Origin of the sequence: Liquorilactobacillus sicerae, assembly GCF_029916425.1 — a bacterium.
In the GTDB taxonomy this organism is placed as follows: Bacteria; Bacillota; Bacilli; order Lactobacillales; family Lactobacillaceae; genus Liquorilactobacillus; species Liquorilactobacillus sicerae.
Map to the genome: position 1 here is coordinate 41179 of NZ_JAHAVQ010000002.1, position 16841 is coordinate 58019.

Sequence of the window (16841 nt, forward strand, 5' to 3'; positions counted from 1 at the left end):
CCCTTAATTGCTTTGGACATATTTGCGGCCCATTTTTTTCTCAATGATCTGCATTAACTGCGACAACAGGAATGTCAGCACAAAATAAATTGCAGCAGCAACAATCAGCGGTGGTACAAAATTATATAGCGTCCCACCAATACCTAACGCTTGGGCAGTAACTTCTTGCACACCAATATAAAATAAAACCGATGACTCTTTGATCAGTGAAATAAATTCATTGCCCAAAGCTGGCAAAATATTGCGCACCGCTTGCGGCAAAACAATCGAAAACATCGTCGTTTTTTCGCTTAATCCTAATGATAAACCTGCTTCAGTCTGACCACGTGAAATCGAAATGATCCCTGAACGAAAAATTTCAGCTGTATAAGCACCAGAGTTAATCCCCAAGGCAATTGATCCGGGAATCACTCGATCCAGTCCTGAACCTAAAAACTGAATTTGAGGCACAGAAATTGCTTTTGATAAAGTATAATAAATCAACATAACTTGAATCATCGAAGGTGTCCCGCGAACGATTGCAATATAAACACGTGCAAGATACTCAAGAACCTTTAACTTTGAAAGCCGCATCATAACAAATAATAACCCTAGCAGAATACCAATCAGAATGCCAATGATCGAAATTAGAATCGTTTGGGCTGTTCCTTCAAGAAATACTGGATAATACTGCTTCATGAAACCAAACATGAACTTCCTCCTTAAAAATCAAACTTATTTGCCATACTTATCTTGCAAAACTTGTGCTTGTTTTAACATTTTATCCATTTTTCCACTATTTTGCAATTTTATTAAGACTTTATTAATTCTCTTAAGTAAAGCTTTATCAGACTTTCTGACTGCTATATTAACCGAGCGTTGATCCTTAGGAGTTGTTAATTTAACTTTAGCAATTGCATATTTATTAGGAAACTGTCTTAAATAATTATCAGCAATTTCATTTTCAACGACGACACCAGCTAATTTTCCTTGCGAAAGTTCAGTTGTTAAACTGGTCAAAACTGCTTCAGTAACAACATTTGCACCTTTGATCTGTTGTTTAGCAATTGACTCTTGCGTCGTTGTTTGCTGGGCACCGATCTGTTTGCCTTTTAATGAAGCAACTGTATTGTAAGTATTAGCATCCTTTTTTTGAACCAACAAAACATTTTTTACGGTGTAATATGATCGCGAAAAAGCCACTACTTTGCGCCGCTGCTTAGTTGAAACCATACCAGCTAAAATCAGATCAACTTTATTATTTTTTAATTCCGAAATCAGTGAGGGAAATTCTGTATTTTCAATTTTTAATTTGACGCCTAAATTATCAGCAATTTCTTTGGCAATCAGCATGTCGTAACCAACGATCTTCTTTTGCCCATTTTTAACAATTGGAAATTCAAATGGTGCATAATCTGCTGAAGTTCCAACAGTAATTGTTTTTTTATTCTGAATTTTTTTGACACTATTATCTTTGCTGCTGCTTGAACAACCAGCTAAAACTAAACTGGCAATTAAACTAGTTCCCACAATTGCTAAAGCTTTTTTCCATCCCTTTTTCATAGCTTGATCCTCCCGTTATCCGCGGCTCAGTGGATAAGTCATGCAGTGTGGCCCCCCACCTGCTTTAAGTGTTTCTGTAATATCCAATTCAATGACATCGATCCCATGAGCCTCCAATTGACGATTGACAGTTTTGTTTTGTGCTAATGACAAAACTCGTTTTTCTCCAAGACTTTCTAAATTACAACCATGTTTAAAAATAGCTGCTTCTTTCACTGGGATAATTTCAATCTCCATTCGATTAAGCAAATGTAAGAAATCAGCTGGTAAACCTTGGCGATATGCGACCGCTAAATGATCTGCAACTAAATTGAAACACATATCTAAATGTAAGTAGCGAGAATCTGCCGGTACCGGATAAACTTGATAACCATACTTGGCTAATCCAGCTCGGACCTCAGAAAAGCCTTCTTGGTCTGTCCGAGCAATCATTCCCAAAGCAACTGTTTTTTCATTTAAAAAAGCAAAATCACCTCCTTCAAAAAAGCCATTTTTAACTTCAACAATTTTAGGAATTCCCAGTTCAGCCATCTTTTTTTCATACGCTTGGCGTTCAGAAAAACGCAAACTTTCTTTAAAGCGTCCTAAAATATAGCCTTCTTTAACACAACCGCCAAAATCACGGGCAAAAACCGAATTTGTCATTGACGAATCAGCAGTCAACTCTTCAACTTCAACCCCTGCTTCCACATATGCATCCAGCAATTGCTGATACTCAATCAACAGTTTTGACTGATTTAATGGTCGATCGGCATATTTTTTTGAAATTTCGTTAATCGGTGCGGCCATTTGCAAAAAGGTCGGTGGACAGGTCAAGACACGGTTTAATTTACTAGTTCCATCTTTAACAAACATTTGATCACTCCTTAGTTGCTTGCCAAATCTGCTGAGAAAATTCGCGAATCAAGCACGGTAAGGCGTTAAATGAATATGGTTTATAAACTCTTTCTTTCCAAGTATGGGCACCTTTTCCATAGACACCAATATCTACAGCTGGAATTGCTAGCTCACGCATCTGATCAAAGGGCAGCGGATAAATTTGTTCAGCCAGCGGAAAGTTTGCTTGCAATCGGCTCAACTCTTTGCTGGTTTCATCAATTGCTAAATAACTGCTGTCGGATAAATAAGGGAAAAATTCCTTAAGTTCAATTTCAGTCTGATTTTGCGACCGTTTTAAAACCTTGACTAATTGTTGATAAACCACAGTTGTTTTTTTAACACTGTTGTGCGGACAAAATGGCGGTTCAATAAATAACACAACTTTTGCTTGATTATCATTGAGATGCTGATCTAAAAAGTCAATCAATTTAAACCCGACTTGGCGGCGATCAAATTGATCCGCTTGCTGAGAAAACTCTGCAACTAAAGCCGCCGTATTCAGTCCTTTTGTTTTTAAGTAAGCCAAATACTCCGCAAAGGTGTAAACAAAAAGCTGCTTATGTTCCGCAACTGCCGGCATGCCTAATGTAGAAAAAAACTTTTGTTGCCGCACTGTCAGCTTTTTTAGTAGTTGTCGACAAGCTTCCTCAATTGCATCCCTGAATAATTCCAAAGTATCAGCAGCCGGACGTTGGTAAGTAAAGGTATTGAAATACATTTCAGTTACTTTCGCAGTTTGAACATTATAAAAATCTTTTTGATCCCTTAGCTGTAAACATGAGGATGGTAAAACTTCCTCATTAGGAATCTGCTCAACGAATTGAGGATTATTGTTTAGCAACAAATTGATTTGACTAGCAATTAAGGTTGAATCGATACCTGAATAAGTATTTCCAACATGGGTTTCAATTCCCTTGATATAACAACAAGTTAGCATCTTGCCTGCCGCTCCGTAATAAACATATTTGTTTTTATCCCCAGCATATTTCGGACTGTTAAAATCTGTATTAATGGCAGTCACATACTTCAAATTTTGCTCGACTTGCAAACGATGCAGCTCACTCAAACCAGTAATCACCCCACTGTGATCATTTTCCTCAACACAGTTTCCCATGAACAAAAGATTACCGCCAAGTTCAGCTGGATGTTCGCTATAATACAACAAATTGACTAAATTAACTGCATCACCACTTTTCATATCCAAAGCACCACGTCCAAACAACCAGTCGCCTGACTGAGCGTCAGCTTGTACTTCATGATCCGCTTGATAAGTTGCAAAATATGCCTGCAAAGCTGTTGGATCAAAGGCTGAAGCTTCAAGGGCACCAAAATCCTGAATTCCGACAGTATCAAAATGGGAATGGTAAATAATCGTCTGGCGGCAGTCCGGTTTTTTTAACAACGCAAAAACATTTTTGCGGCCTAGCTGATCATGTGGCAAGGATTGTGTCCAAACCCAGGCTGGATGCTGCTGAAAGACTGGAAAACTTCGCAAAATCTTTACCAATTCATCTGCTAAATCAATTTCACCAGTTGTACCGTTAACACTACCAATTGAAACTAAATGCCGTGTCAATAATTCAATTTGCTTTGCTTGTGGCAAAGAATGTAATTGCTGATACATGAATTGATCCCTTCGACTTTCTTTAAATTTAGTCGAATTATAGTTTATGCAAAAGCTAATGTCAATTTATATAACATAACCCCAAAAGCTTGTTTTTTAGCTCTTTCAAATGGATTATTGCTTAAATATTTCGTATTTAAATAAAAAACCGCTTTCTTATTTGAAAAAGTCAGCCTACTGGATGTATATTTCTTCTAACATGGTTTGCAAGTTATTCAAAAACAACTTTTTCTTCGTCCCAAATTATTAATTCTTAATTTTTTAGCCTACGAAATCCAAGATAAGCAAAGCAAAAAAAGCTGTGATCAAACCTATGCTGATCACAACTTTTAGAAGCTCTTTAGTTCTTAAAAATTATTATTTATTTTGCTGATGCTGCAGTTGATACATTTTAATGTATTGTCCGTGTAATTCTAGTAATTGCTGATGAGTTCCACGTTCAACAATTTGACCATGATCCAAGACTAAAATCAAATCAGCATCTTCAATGGTCGATAAACGGTGGGCCACGATGATTGTTGTTCGATTTTTTCGCATTTTAGCTAGACTTTTTTGGATCAGTTTTTCAGTTTGCGTATCTAAATTGGCAGTTGCTTCATCGAGAATTAATATTTTAGGATCCCTGACAATTGTTCGCGCAAATGCCAGCAGTTGACGTTGCCCTGCTGAATAAGTCATTCCTCTTTCGGAAACTTGCTGATGATAAGTTTCTGGAAGGTCTGCAATAAATTTGTCCGCTTGAACAAATTCAGCGGCTTGCTTAATTTGCAAATCCGTCATTTTTTGATCAAACATGCGAATATTTGAAGCAATATCTCCATAAAATAGATATGGTTCTTGCAAAACTAAACCCAATTTTTTTCGCAGTTCCTGTTGACGATATTCTCGAATATCGTGACCATCGATTTCAATTGATCCTTTTTGAAATTCATAAAACCGCATTAAAGTATTAATTGTTGAACTTTTACCACTCCCAGTATGACCCCACAAAAGCAATTGTCTGTCCAGGATAAGCAACAAATGAAATATCTTTTAAGATTGGCTTGCCAGGTTGATAGGCAAACCAGACATGCTTAAATTCAATTTTCCCACTGGTAATTTTGAAAGTTGACTTTTCATTTTGAGTTGGAATTTTAAGCGGTTCATCAATTATTTTAATAATTCGACTGCCGGCAACCATTCCGTCTTGAAAAAACGTCAAATAATTCATTACATCGCTCATCGGATTAAAAAAGGCTTGTAAATAGGAAATAAAGGCATAGATCAAGCCAGCCTGAACAAAAATAGCTTGACTTTTAAAGCCAAAATGAGCTAGAGTCATTCCTTCAGCTAATAGAAACATTAATGTTACCACTGGATAAAGCAACAAAGATTCAACTTTAATCATCGATAAGCGGCTTTGAAAATATTTCTGATTAGTCTTTTCAAAATCTCTTTGAATTCGAGCTTGCTGCCGAAATTGCTGAATTATGTTGATTCCAATCAGATCTTCATTGAGTTTAGCATTCAAGCGGCTTAGTAATTCACGCATTTGCCGATATATTTTTGAACTAAATTTTTGATAATAAATGATTACTAAACATAATATTGGCAAAAATAATAGAACCCAACTGGTCAATGCCTTATCGGTCAGCCACATCGCAATCACCGCTGAAATAATTGAAAAACTGGCTACCAATAACGATAAAAACAGCATCCAAAAATTATACAGTGTTTTAGTATCATTAGTAACTCGTGAAATAATGGCCCCAGCAGGTGTCTGATCAAAAAATGTCATTCCAATCTGCTGCAGTTTAGCAAATAAATCAACCCTGATCTTTTCTAGCGAACGCTCCGCCCCCATTGAATAAGAAAATGATTGCATAAATTGTAAACATGCCTTCAACAAGGTTCCTAAAAAATACAAGCCCGCAAAGGCTAATAAGATCTGTAAACCAGTAGATTTATTAGTTAAAACATGGTCCATATAAAATTGCAGCAGCCGTGGCAGTAGCACATTCAAAACGCTTAAACCAGCAGCTGCTAGGATGGCAATCACAAATTGACATTTAAATTGTAAAGCATATGGCAGTAATCTTTTAATGATCAGCCACTGCTCCTTCAAAGTAAACGATTTGCTCCAAACTGACTTTTCTTTTTCAGTCACGACTTAGCACCTTCTTTTGCTGCATTTGAAATGTTTTTTGATACCAGCCAACTTGGCTGATCAATGCTTGATGCTGACCTTGCTGGACAATTCTTCCGTGATCCAAAACAATGATTTGGTCCGCAGCAGTAACACTGCTTAAACGGCTAGCAGCAATGATCGTTGTTTTGTTTTGCCGAACTGACTGTAAATTTTGCAAAATTTGCTGTTCAGTTTTAGCATCAACAGCCGAAAGTGCATCATCCAAGATCAATAATTCAGGATTTAATAAGATTGCTCGAGCGATCGATAAGCGCTGCTTTTGCCCACCTGACAGTGTAATTCCCTGTTCACCAACTTGCGTTTGAAAACCAGCTGGAAACGATAAAATATCAGCTTGTAAACCAGCCAACGAACTAGCCCTTTCAATTTCAGTTTGAGAAGCTGTCGGTTTAGCAAAACGAATATTGTCAGCAATTGACATTGAAAACAATAAACTAATTTGGGGAACATACCCAATCGCTGGCAAATAGCTATCTAATGAATAGTCGCGAATATCGACACCACCATAAGTGATTTTGCCATGATAATTATCAAACCTACGAACCAGCAATTGCAATAATGTGCTTTTTCCAGCACCGGTTGGACCAACTATTCCTAAAGTTTGACCATTTTTTAACTTAAAGGCAATATCAATCAATGCTGGTTGTTTGATCCGCAGATAACTAAACTCACTAATTGCAAATTGCAGTTCTCCTTGCGGCGGAGTTGCAATTGCTCCCTGCAATTCAGTAATTTGACTTTTGACCCTCAGCAGCCTCTCAATTCGATCATAACTGGCACTGCCAAGTTCAATTACGTTAAACAACCCGCCAATCGCAAACATCGGCCAAATCAAGTTGCCAATATAAGCAATAAAAGACACTAGTTGCCCAATTGAAATTGTTTGTTTTAAAACCATCATTCCACCAATGATGATCGTCATGACATAAGCTAAGCCAATAATCAAACTAGTCAGCGGATCGAAAAGCGCATCCAAGCGATAAGCTTTTTGATTGGTTCGAATTACTCCATTAACTTGTTTTTTAAAATCAGCTAAATCTTCTTTTTCCTGTCCGAGTGTACGAATTACTTGGATACCTTGAATACTTTCTTGCGTTTTGTTGTTGATCCTGGAAAAAGCAGCCTGTGAATCATCATAAGCTTGATGGATCTTACCACCTAATTTGCTTGATAACAATGTCAACAATGGCAATGGCAAAATCGCGATCAAAGTTAACCGCCAGTCCACAAGAAAAATCATCGCAGCTAAAGTTGTCCCCCCAGTAATTAAAGAATCAGCCAATGTTAAGATTCCAAAACCGGCTACTTCTTGAACCGCATTGACATCATTGGTTGCATGTGCCATTAAATCGCCGACCCGATGCTGTTGATAAAAATTTTCATCCATTTTTAAATAATGTTCCATCAACTGCGCACGCAACTTTTTTTCAAGCAGAGCTGCACTGCCCCAAATATACTTGCGCCACGAGAAACGACAAAGATATTGAAAAACCGCCACACTGATCAGTAACAACAGCCAAGCTAGCAAAGTAGTCGATTTCAACTGATGATGTTGGATCAAATCAATAATGATTCCAACAACTTTCGGCGGGATAACATTGGCCAAAGCTACCATTAATAAAAAAAAGATGCCCTTAAAATATGATTGCTTTTGTTCCTTGAAAAACCATGATAGTTTTTTAAAAATTGTCAATGCTTCTCATCTCCCTAATTGTCAATACATATAATTGAAATTATACACTAATAAATTAAAAATATCATTCCACATATTTTTCAATGCTTAAAGTAATCTTTTTAATTATAAGAAAACCTAATAATAATAAAAAAGTATGTTTTATTTAACATACTTGAATTTCCTGCTTATAATAGATTATTAAAGGATATTTATGCTATAAAAATCTTATTCTAACTTATGCTTATAATTGCTTTTGTTAAAAGCAAACTACTTTTTTTACTATGTAAGCTAAAAAGTTAAAAAAAAGATTTTTAAATGAGGAGGGTTAAAATTTGAAAAGAAACTTTTCAAGCTTTTCTAAGCAAAGCCCGGCAACCCATGCAAAGCGCAAAATGCGGATCATCGCCTGCATCGCAACGCTCGGTGGTTTGCTGTTTGGAATCGATACTGGTGTCATTAACGGTGCTTTGCCTTATATGGCAGCTCGATCTGAATTAAATCTTTCACCACTGCAGCAAGGTCTAACCACTAGCAGTTTAACACTTGGGGCGGCTCTTGGGGCGCTGATTGCCGGACAGCTTGCCGATCGCTATGGACGCAGAAAGCTGCTTTTTTATTTATCGTTCATTTTCTTAGGTGGGACATTTTGTTGTTCAATTGCTTCAAATGCGCTTAAATTGATTGTTTTTCGCTTCATTTTAGGTTTGGCCGTTGGTGGTGCATCAGGGATTGTGCCAACTTACCTTTCTGAAATTGCAACTGAGAAGCTCCGGGGACAGTTAGTCACCCAAAATGATTTGATGATCACGAGCGGTCAATTATTGGCTTTTATTGTCAATGCAATCATGGGAAATCTTTTGGTTAATACAAGTGGTATTTGGCGATGGATGATTGCGTTTGGCATGATTCCAGCAGTTTTATTACTAGTTGGTGTGTTCTTTATACCAGAATCACCCAGATGGCTCATTCAAAATCAGCAATTGCCAATGGCTACCAAAATATTATGTTCCTTGCGAGCCAATCAGGCACAAATCAAAACAGAAATCAGTGCAATCCAAAAAAGTCTTGCTCAGCAAAAGCAGCAACATTTTGATTGGCAATTATTGAAATCGCCCCTTGTGCGAAAAGCACTGTTAATTGGCATTGGGTTAGGCATCGTTCAGCAAATCATTGGGATCAACATAATTATGTATTATGGCACGACAATCTTGCTTAAAACTGGGCTCGATCATCACGCAGCTTTAATTGCCAATATTGGTAATGGTATCATTTCGGTAATTGCTGCAGATATGGGTCTGCAGTTAATGGGACGCTGGTCGCGGCGCAAAATGCTATTAAACGGCATTGGCATAACAACCTGTTCATTAGCAGCGATTACTTGGTGTTCAATTCAGCTCAGCAATTTAAAAATTTTCCCTTTTTTAATTATTGGCCTTTCAATGATCTTCTTGTTCTTTTTCCAAAGTTTAGTTTCCCCTACAACTTGGGTCGTAATGTCAGAAATCTTTCCCCAACCAATCAGAGGTGCTGGCATGGGGATCGCCACCTTTTGCTTATGGCTCGGTAATTTTTCAGTTGGTTTAGTTTTCCCAGTTTTGTTGAGTTCACTTGGTTTGGCAAAGACTTTTCTGATTTTTGTTTTAACCAATATCTTGGCGTTTATCTTTTGCGACCGGGTTGTTCCAGAAACTAATGGCAAATCATTGGAAAAAGTTCAATTTGAATTACGCAGACAAGCAAAAAAGAAAGCTTGATCGTTCATTTGTTCAATTCTAAAGTCAAAAATTTTTAAGGAGGAATTTAAAATGAAGATTACTTTGATCACACAATTTTTAGAGGGGCACGGCGGAACTGAACGAGTAATTTCTGAATTAGTCAATCATGATTTGAAAAATACTTATCAGGTTCTTGTTCCGGCTAGTGGCAAACCTGACTGGTTGCAATGGGTTCAGCGTTCAACGGGTTATATAGTTAAAATTTGTCAGCAAACTTCTCCTGCAGGACAAGTTGACTTCATTACCAAAAACATTCGGGTTTTTAAACCGAGAATAGTTTTAGGTCTTGAAGGGAAAGCCAATCGTCTAGCCTTTAAGATCCGACAAAGGTTTGCTTTACATTATAAAATCATTTCGTGGGGACATACTTCGATTTTAGAAACCAATTATTTTGCTAAGCAAGATCTGGTCTATTCAGACTATCATTTGGCTATTAGTTCCGGTATTCAACAACAATTGATCCATTTAGGTGTTAATCCAGAAAAAATTTTTTTAATCTACAATCCAGTTAATGTCCAACATTCAGAACTAATTCTACCGCCACAAGATCAAATTTTTCGACCGGTCTTTATTGGTCGGATCTTGTTAGATGGTCAAAAAAATCTGCGAATGCTCTTAGAAGCTTTAAAACTGCTAAAGCTCCCATGGCAAATTGACATTTTTGGGCAAGGTGTTGATTTGTCAGCTGCTAAAAGATTAGCAATCAAGCTGGAAATCAGTAAAAAAATTATTTGGCATGGATGGGTTCCAGATCCATGGCAAGTCATTAAGCAAGCTGACTGTTTATTGCTCTGTTCAAAATATGAAGGATTCCCAATGGTAATCGTTGAAGCACTTTCTCGTGGCTTGCCTGTGATTTCCACTGATTGTCCTACTGGCCCACGCGACATCATTGATCAGTCCAACGGTATTTTAACTCCAATGGACGATCAGGCCGCCTTTGCCCAAGCTTGCCAAACACTTTATCGGCAACGCAACCAATTTCAGCGTCAAAAGGTTCAAGCTTCAATCAAGAAATTTGATATTAATCATTACATTAAGCAGTTGCAGAATATTTATCAATTTGTTGCCGCTGCCCCAACTAAGGTAACTTTACAGCTAAAAAAAGAAAATGGCAGTAATCCAACAGCAACCACTTACTGAGCTGTTAATAAGTTGCTTAGCTAATTTTTTTAAGAAAAACTTTCTTTAAACTTAAATTAATTAATTTTTTCTCCCAAATAAATGCTAAAATAAAATCAAATCAGATTTAAGTGGGGGAAGCAGATGTTTACTGGAATTGGAACCTTAGCAAATACTGGATCAGTGATTTTAGGCGGTACTGTTGGCTATCTTTTCCAACGAATTTTGACCAAGAGGATGCAGACAACCTTAATGCAAGCTTTAGGAACCGCAGTTGTTTTTATTGGCATTGCCGGTGCGCTCAGCAAGATTCTCGTCATCAAACATGGAACAATTAGTACGCAAGGCTTGATGATGGCTGCTGTTTCACTAGCCTTAGGAGCTTTTTTAGGTGAATTACTCAAGATCGAAAAACAATTTAACTCTCTAGGCAATTGGCTGCGTATTCGCGTTGGTCGCTCAGATGACGCTCGTTTTATTGAAGGGTTCGTAGCAGCCACTTTGACAACTTGTGTTGGCGCAATGACCGTAATTGGCCCCCTGCAAGATGCTCTTTTACATGATCCGACAATGCTGTTTACTAAATCCATTTTAGATGGAGTAATCGTTGCTCTTTATACGTCGGCACTCGGAATCGGAGCAGCTTTTAGCGCTTTGCCGATTTTCATTTTTGAAGGCAGCATTACTCTTTTAGCTACTTTGATTTCGCCTTATTTAACAACCGCTATGACTAATGGTTTATCATTAGTTGGTTCAATGATGATTTTTTGCATTGGCTTAAACTTACTACTTGATTGCAAGATCAAAGTGGCTAATATGTTACCGGCTTTAGTGGTCGTTTTAGTTTACGTCGTTTTGGCTTAAGTCTTACTAATTACGTTACAAAAAGTTTTATATTTTTAACTTGCTAGCAATCTTAAAATCCGAGTGCTAAATAATTGCATTTATTTAGGAAATGTTTATTATAGAAGATGAAACAAGGAATTAAAGAAAGGATGATTTTAGATGGCTAATGATTTAAACCGTTATAATGGATTTTTAGGAAACTTAGGCAGCTGGATGAACGATGATTTCTTTAAGGACTTTGGCAAGAATATGTTTAGCAAGTTACCAGTAAAATCCGATATGAAAACTGATATTAAAGAAACCAAAGAGGCATATCAAGTTAAAATTGATATGCCAGGATTTGATAAGAAAAATATCCACGTCAACTATGATGATGATACTCTATCAATTGTTGGCAGTCGTGACAGCTTTAGTGATGAAAGTAATAAGGATGGCAATGTTGTCTATAGTGAACGTTCTTATGGGCAATTTGCTCGTCAGTATCATTTGCCAGATGTTGATCGGGATAAAGTTGCAGCTAAATACGACAATGGTGTCTTAAGTTTGAATTTGCCGAAGTTGGAGGAAGTCGAAGACAGTTCAACTCATATTGAAATCGATTAATTTGATTTTGGCTGATTTTAGTTAGTTGATCTTTGTTTAAACTTTAAGTAGAGTAATTTTAGTTCGGGGGATAGTTAAAATTTAACTATTCCCAGAACTTTTTTATTTTCAACCGGATTTTAATTACACCTTTTAATTTGACAAAACCATTTACCTGCAAAACATCCTTTTCAATTCAAGTAAAAAAGCTCTAAATTATTGACTTGCTAAAAAAATTCTTTTAGCTTATAATGACATATTGTCACATGACAGATTGTCATATAAATTTTAGAAAGGAGTTTAAGATGCCTACAACAACTTTTTATCATTTAGATCCGCAAAAAAAACAGCGACTCTTTGAAGCAGTTCTGGCAGAATTTTCGCAAAAAAGCTTTGCTGATTCAGCCATCAGCGAAATTATTCGAAGAGCCAAAATTCCCCGCGGCAGTTTTTATCAATACTTTGAAGACAAATTAGATTGCTATCTTTACTTTGTCAGTCAAATTCAAACTGAACGCAATCAAACTTTTTTAAAAGCTCTTAAAAAATCAGATGGAAATTTGCTGCTAGCAACTAGAAATTTTTATCAAATTAGTATTAATGAAATAATCAACGGCCCTTATGCTGCTTATTTTCAAATCATGATTCAGGCTCATGATTTTCGACTCCATCGAATGTTACCTCATGGCAGTCAGCAGCAGCTAACTGATCAGCTCTATGAAAATACTAACTTGCAGCTTTTAAAAGTTAATGGAATTGATGAATTTCGCTGCTTGATCGAAATGATTTTAAATATTTTTTTTCGGTCGGTTGGTCGTTACTTTTATTGTCAACAAGCAGGCAATTTTCAACCGATCGAAACAATTAAAAAGCAATGCCTAACAATGCTAAGTTGGTTAGAAAATGGCGTTGCAAAATAATTAGAGAGACTGGAGTGAGTTTATGTTCAATTTAGCACGTAAAAGATTATCCCCTTGGGCAGTTTTAAGTGCACTGATTTTCATGATCATTCAGGTATTTTGTGATCTCAATTTACCAACCTTGACTTCAGATATGATCAACAAAGGTGTTATAACTGGCGATATCGATTATATTTGGCGAATTGGCGGCAAAATGCTTGTCTTTGCATTGTTTAGTTTACTGGCTGCAGGTGGCAATGTCTTTTTTGCTTCGACACAAGCCCAAAAATTTGGCACAAAACTACGGGAAGAATTATTTACCAAAGTCTTGAACTTTGGCAGTCATGAAATCGATCAATTTGGTGCTTCCTCTTTGATCACACGAACAACTAATGATGTCTTGCAAATCCAAAACGTCACGATCATGGCATTGCGCATGATGATCCAGTCACCAACCATGTTAATTGGTGCTGGAATCATGGCTTATTTAAGTGAGCCAAAATTAACAATTGTTTTTTTGATTTCTTTACCACTTTTAGCGATTGCTGTCGGTTGCGTAATGTATTTTGCTGTTCCCCTCTTTAAAAGTTTGCAGCAAAAAACTGATCGGATCAATTTAGTCTTTCGTGAAGGTTTAACTGGTGTCCGCGTTATTCGAGCTTTCAGGCGCGACCAATTTGAACAAGAACGTTTTAAAGTTGCTAACAAATCATACACTGACACCGCCATCAAAGCTTTCAGTTTAGTTTCAATCATGTTTCCAATCATGACCTTAGTTCTGAATGGTACTAATATTGGCATTATCTGGATCGGCGGTAAGCTAATTTCAACTCGCTCAATGGAAGTTGGAAATCTGGTTTCGTTTATGAACTATGCTGCAATGATCCTCTTTAGCTTTATGATGTTATCAATGGTTTTCGTTTTCATTCCGCGAGCTCAGGCAGCCGCTAGTCGGATTCAAGATGTTTTGCGGACACCTGATTCGGTCAGAGATTCGGATGATGCTGCTGAACTGCAAACCAAGCCGACCCATGAACTTGTCTTTAAGCACGTGGACTATCGATATGATCACGCTGAAAAACTGGCTCTTCAAAATATCAATTTTTCTTTAAAGTCAGGCCAAACTTTAGCTATTATTGGTGGCACCGGTTCTGGAAAATCAACGTTGGTCAACCTTTTACCACGTTTGTACGATATTGAAAAAGGCGAAATTACTTTGGACGGTACTAATATTGCTAAAATCACCCAAAATAGCCTGCATCACGAAATTTCTTTTGTTCAACAGCGTTCCTTTCTATTTCACGGTACCATCAGAAGTAATCTAAAATATGGCAAACCAGATGCAACTGATGATCAAATGTGGCACGCTTTAGAAATTGCCCAAGCCCAAGACTTTGTGAGTGAATTACCTGGTGGACTTGATGCACCAGTTGAACATGGCGGCGCAAACTTTTCTGGTGGTCAACGTCAACGGCTGGCAATCGCCCGAGCAGTTATTAAACCTGCTGCCGTTTATGTTTTTGATGATTCTTTTTCAGCGCTTGATTTTAAAACTGATGCCAAGTTGCGGCAAGCACTTAAAGCTGATCCGCAAATCAGTCAGGGAATCGTCATTATCGTAGCACAGCGCATTGCAACTGTTACACAAGCCGATGAGATTTTAGTTCTTGATGGCGGTCAAGTTGTTGGCCAAGGTACCCATGAACATTTAAAAGCTACTAATTCAACATATCAGGAAATTATGCATTCGCAGTTACGAGAGGGGGAGATATAAATGCCAGGAAGAGGTCCTGCTGCTCATATTGGTCGACAAGTTGACAAATCAGAAAACTTCTGGAAAACCACCTGGCGTCTATGCAAATATATGGCGCCTTGGAAATGGCTTTTCCTAATGGTTTTTGTTTTTGCGATTGGTTCAACGATTTTTCAAATAATCACACCTAAGATTTTAGGCCAAGCAACGACTGAAATTTTTAACGGAGTTTTAAAAGGCTATCGTGAAATTAAACTTGGACAACATCTCACCAAGTTCCCAATTGATTTTACCAAAATTGGCCAAATTTTAATTTCTGTTGCAATTATGTATGCAATTTCTGCTGTGTTAGCATTTTTCCAACAAATCATCATGGCAAATGTCTCACAAAAGATTGTTTACCGCCTACGGGCTGATTTAAAAGCTAAACTTCAGCGACTGCCAGTTAACTATTACGATTCACATTCTAACGGTGATATTATGTCTCGGGCAGTCAATGATATGGATAATATTGCCGGAACTTTGCAACAAAGCTTAGCGCAAATGGTGACTAGTGTCGTAACCTTTGTTGGTGTTTTAATCATGATGCTGACAATTAGCTGGCAGCTAACTTTAATTGCCTGCATAACGGTTCCACTTGGATTGGTCGTTGTTTCGATTATTGCTCCACAATCACAGCGTTTTTTTGCCCGTCAGCAAAAAAGTCTTGGCTTATTGAATGATCAAGTTGAAGAAAGTTTTTCTGGGCATTCGATTGTTAAGACCTTCAACCGCGAACAGCCAAGTATTAAACGGTTCAAAGAACAAAATGATATTTATTACCAGGCTTCTTGGAAAGCTCAAATGATTTCTGGCTTGATCATGCCGATGATGAATTTTGTTAAAAACTTTGGCTACGTTTTAGTAGCGATTGCCGGTGGAATTAAAGTTGCTCACCGACAGATTACATTAGGAAATGTCCAGGCATTCTTGCAGTATGTCAATCAATTTACCCAACCGATCACTCAACTGGCCAACTTAGCAAATACGATCCAAGCTGCCGTAGCTTCTGGAGAAAGAATTTTCGAAATTCTTGATGAACCAGAAATGAAAAAGACGCAAGTGGCGATTGCCGACCAACCAGCTAACGACAGCAAGATCAAATTTGATCAGGTTGATTTTGGCTATTCTGCAGACAACCTTCTAATCAAAAATATGAACTTGGATGTTAAAAATGGCGAAAAAGTGGCCATCGTCGGCCCAACCGGTGCTGGCAAAACAACGATGATCAATCTGCTAGAACGTTTTTACGATATTAACGGTGGTTCATTAAAACTTAAAGGCCAAGATACCCGTAACCTGACCCGCGAAGAAGTTAGAAAACATTTTGCCATGGTTTTACAAGACACTTGGCTTTTCACTGGGACAATTTTCGATAATATTAAGTACGGCCGAGAAAATGCCAGCGAACAGGCCGTCTACCAAGCTGCCAAAGCTGCTCATGCTGATACTTTCATTCGTCAGCTGCCTGACGGCTACCAAACCGTTTTAAACGAAGATGCTTCCAATATTTCACAGGGACAGCGACAGTTACTGACGATTGCTCGTGCATTTTTGGCCGATCCGGAAATTTTGATTTTGGATGAGGCTACCAGTTCTGTGGATACCCGAACTGAAATCTTGATCCAGCAAGCCATGGATCGGCTTTTAAAGGGACGAACAAGTTTTGTAGTTGCTCATCGCTTGTCAACTGTCCGGGATGCTGATGAAATTTTAGTAATGAATCATGGCACGATCATTGAAACAGGTACTCACGATTCACTGATGAAGAAAAATGGCTTTTATGCTGACTTGTACAATAGCCAGTTTGCTGCTCCAATCAATTAAATTTAGATCTTATCAAAAGCAGAAAATCCTTTCCCAAAAAATTTAGCTGGGAAAGGATTTTCTGTTTATGTATTATCGGTCGACTGCTTT

At 37.6% G+C, this 16841-nt stretch carries 12 protein-coding genes and 1 pseudogene; 7 read left to right on the top strand and 6 right to left on the bottom strand.

Annotated features, from left to right (window positions below; genetic code table 11):
• Positions 1 to 3 precede the first annotated feature (3 nt).
• From KH893_RS01400 to KH893_RS01425, 6 genes and pseudogenes are all read right to left on the bottom strand, one after another.
• Positions 4 to 690 carry an amino acid ABC transporter permease gene (locus KH893_RS01400; protein WP_281164386.1) on the bottom strand — a complete coding sequence of 229 codons (687 nt, stop codon included), beginning with the start codon at positions 688 to 690 and terminating at the stop codon, positions 4 to 6.
• Between the two features lie 24 nt (positions 691 to 714).
• Positions 715 to 1542 (bottom strand): transporter substrate-binding domain-containing protein, encoded by an 828-nt coding sequence (locus KH893_RS01405; RefSeq protein WP_281164387.1) that lies wholly within the window; start codon positions 1540 to 1542, stop codon positions 715 to 717.
• A 15-nt stretch (positions 1543 to 1557) separates the two neighbouring features.
• Entirely contained in the window at positions 1558 to 2397 is an 840-nt protein-coding gene (locus tag KH893_RS01410; protein ID WP_281164388.1) for a dimethylarginine dimethylaminohydrolase family protein, read from the bottom strand.
• A gap of 4 nt (positions 2398 to 2401) precedes the next feature.
• Entirely contained in the window at positions 2402 to 4045 is a 1644-nt protein-coding gene (locus tag KH893_RS01415; protein WP_281164389.1) for a peptidase M20, read from the bottom strand.
• Positions 4046 to 4402: 357 nt separating this feature from the next.
• Positions 4403 to 6191, bottom strand: a pseudogene (locus KH893_RS01420) (ABC transporter ATP-binding protein).
• Positions 6184 to 7926, bottom strand: coding sequence for an ABC transporter ATP-binding protein (locus tag KH893_RS01425; RefSeq protein ID WP_281164390.1), 1743 nt, complete (start codon positions 7924 to 7926; stop codon positions 6184 to 6186). The pseudogene KH893_RS01420 and the gene KH893_RS01425 overlap by 8 nt, the downstream one beginning before the upstream one ends.
• Before the next feature lie 314 nt (positions 7927 to 8240).
• Here KH893_RS01425 and KH893_RS01430 point away from each other — a divergent pair, with 314 nt between their 5' ends.
• The 7 genes from KH893_RS01430 to KH893_RS01460 all read left to right on the top strand — a co-directional run bounded on the left by KH893_RS01430 (position 8241) and on the right by KH893_RS01460 (position 16751).
• Positions 8241 to 9662: a sugar porter family MFS transporter gene (locus KH893_RS01430; protein ID WP_281164391.1), complete on the top strand. Its 1422-nt coding sequence runs from the start codon at positions 8241 to 8243 to the stop codon at positions 9660 to 9662.
• Between the two features lie 51 nt (positions 9663 to 9713).
• Positions 9714 to 10826, top strand: coding sequence for a glycosyltransferase (locus KH893_RS01435; RefSeq protein ID WP_281164392.1), 1113 nt, complete (start codon positions 9714 to 9716; stop codon positions 10824 to 10826).
• Positions 10827 to 10949: 123 nt separating this feature from the next.
• A complete protein-coding gene (locus KH893_RS01440) occupies positions 10950 to 11669 on the top strand; it encodes a DUF554 domain-containing protein (RefSeq protein WP_281164393.1) in 720 nt (239 codons plus the stop codon).
• Between the two features lie 141 nt (positions 11670 to 11810).
• Positions 11811 to 12254 (top strand): Hsp20/alpha crystallin family protein, encoded by a 444-nt coding sequence (locus KH893_RS01445; RefSeq protein ID WP_281164394.1) that lies wholly within the window; start codon positions 11811 to 11813, stop codon positions 12252 to 12254.
• 284 nt (positions 12255 to 12538) lie between these two features.
• Positions 12539 to 13153: a TetR/AcrR family transcriptional regulator gene (locus tag KH893_RS01450; RefSeq protein WP_281164395.1), complete on the top strand. Its 615-nt coding sequence runs from the start codon at positions 12539 to 12541 to the stop codon at positions 13151 to 13153.
• A gap of 22 nt (positions 13154 to 13175) precedes the next feature.
• Positions 13176 to 14906, top strand: a complete 1731-nt coding sequence (locus tag KH893_RS01455; RefSeq protein ID WP_281164396.1) for an ABC transporter ATP-binding protein — start codon at positions 13176 to 13178, stop codon at positions 14904 to 14906.
• Complete coding sequence (locus KH893_RS01460) at positions 14907 to 16751, top strand: ABC transporter ATP-binding protein (protein ID WP_281164397.1); 1845 nt, start codon at positions 14907 to 14909, stop codon at positions 16749 to 16751.
• Positions 16752 to 16841 lie beyond the last annotated feature (90 nt).

Excerpts from the sequence above, each read along its gene's own strand:
- KH893_RS01455 (WP_281164396.1), top strand. The coding sequence starts at position 13,176 with ATGTTCAATTTAGCACGTAAAAGATTATCCCCTTGGGCAGTTTTAAGT.
- KH893_RS01440 (WP_281164393.1), top strand. The coding sequence starts at position 10,950 with ATGTTTACTGGAATTGGAACCTTAGCAAATACTGGATCAGTGATTTTA.
- KH893_RS01450 (WP_281164395.1), top strand. The coding sequence starts at position 12,539 with ATGCCTACAACAACTTTTTATCATTTAGATCCGCAAAAAAAACAGCGA.
- KH893_RS01400 (WP_281164386.1), bottom strand. The coding sequence starts at position 690 with ATGTTTGGTTTCATGAAGCAGTATTATCCAGTATTTCTTGAAGGAACA.
- KH893_RS01405 (WP_281164387.1), bottom strand. The coding sequence starts at position 1,542 with ATGAAAAAGGGATGGAAAAAAGCTTTAGCAATTGTGGGAACTAGTTTA.
- KH893_RS01445 (WP_281164394.1), top strand. The coding sequence starts at position 11,811 with ATGGCTAATGATTTAAACCGTTATAATGGATTTTTAGGAAACTTAGGC.
- KH893_RS01460 (WP_281164397.1), top strand. The coding sequence starts at position 14,907 with ATGCCAGGAAGAGGTCCTGCTGCTCATATTGGTCGACAAGTTGACAAA.
- KH893_RS01435 (WP_281164392.1), top strand. The coding sequence starts at position 9,714 with ATGAAGATTACTTTGATCACACAATTTTTAGAGGGGCACGGCGGAACT.
- KH893_RS01415 (WP_281164389.1), bottom strand. The coding sequence starts at position 4,045 with ATGTATCAGCAATTACATTCTTTGCCACAAGCAAAGCAAATTGAATTA.
- KH893_RS01410 (WP_281164388.1), bottom strand. The coding sequence starts at position 2,397 with ATGTTTGTTAAAGATGGAACTAGTAAATTAAACCGTGTCTTGACCTGT.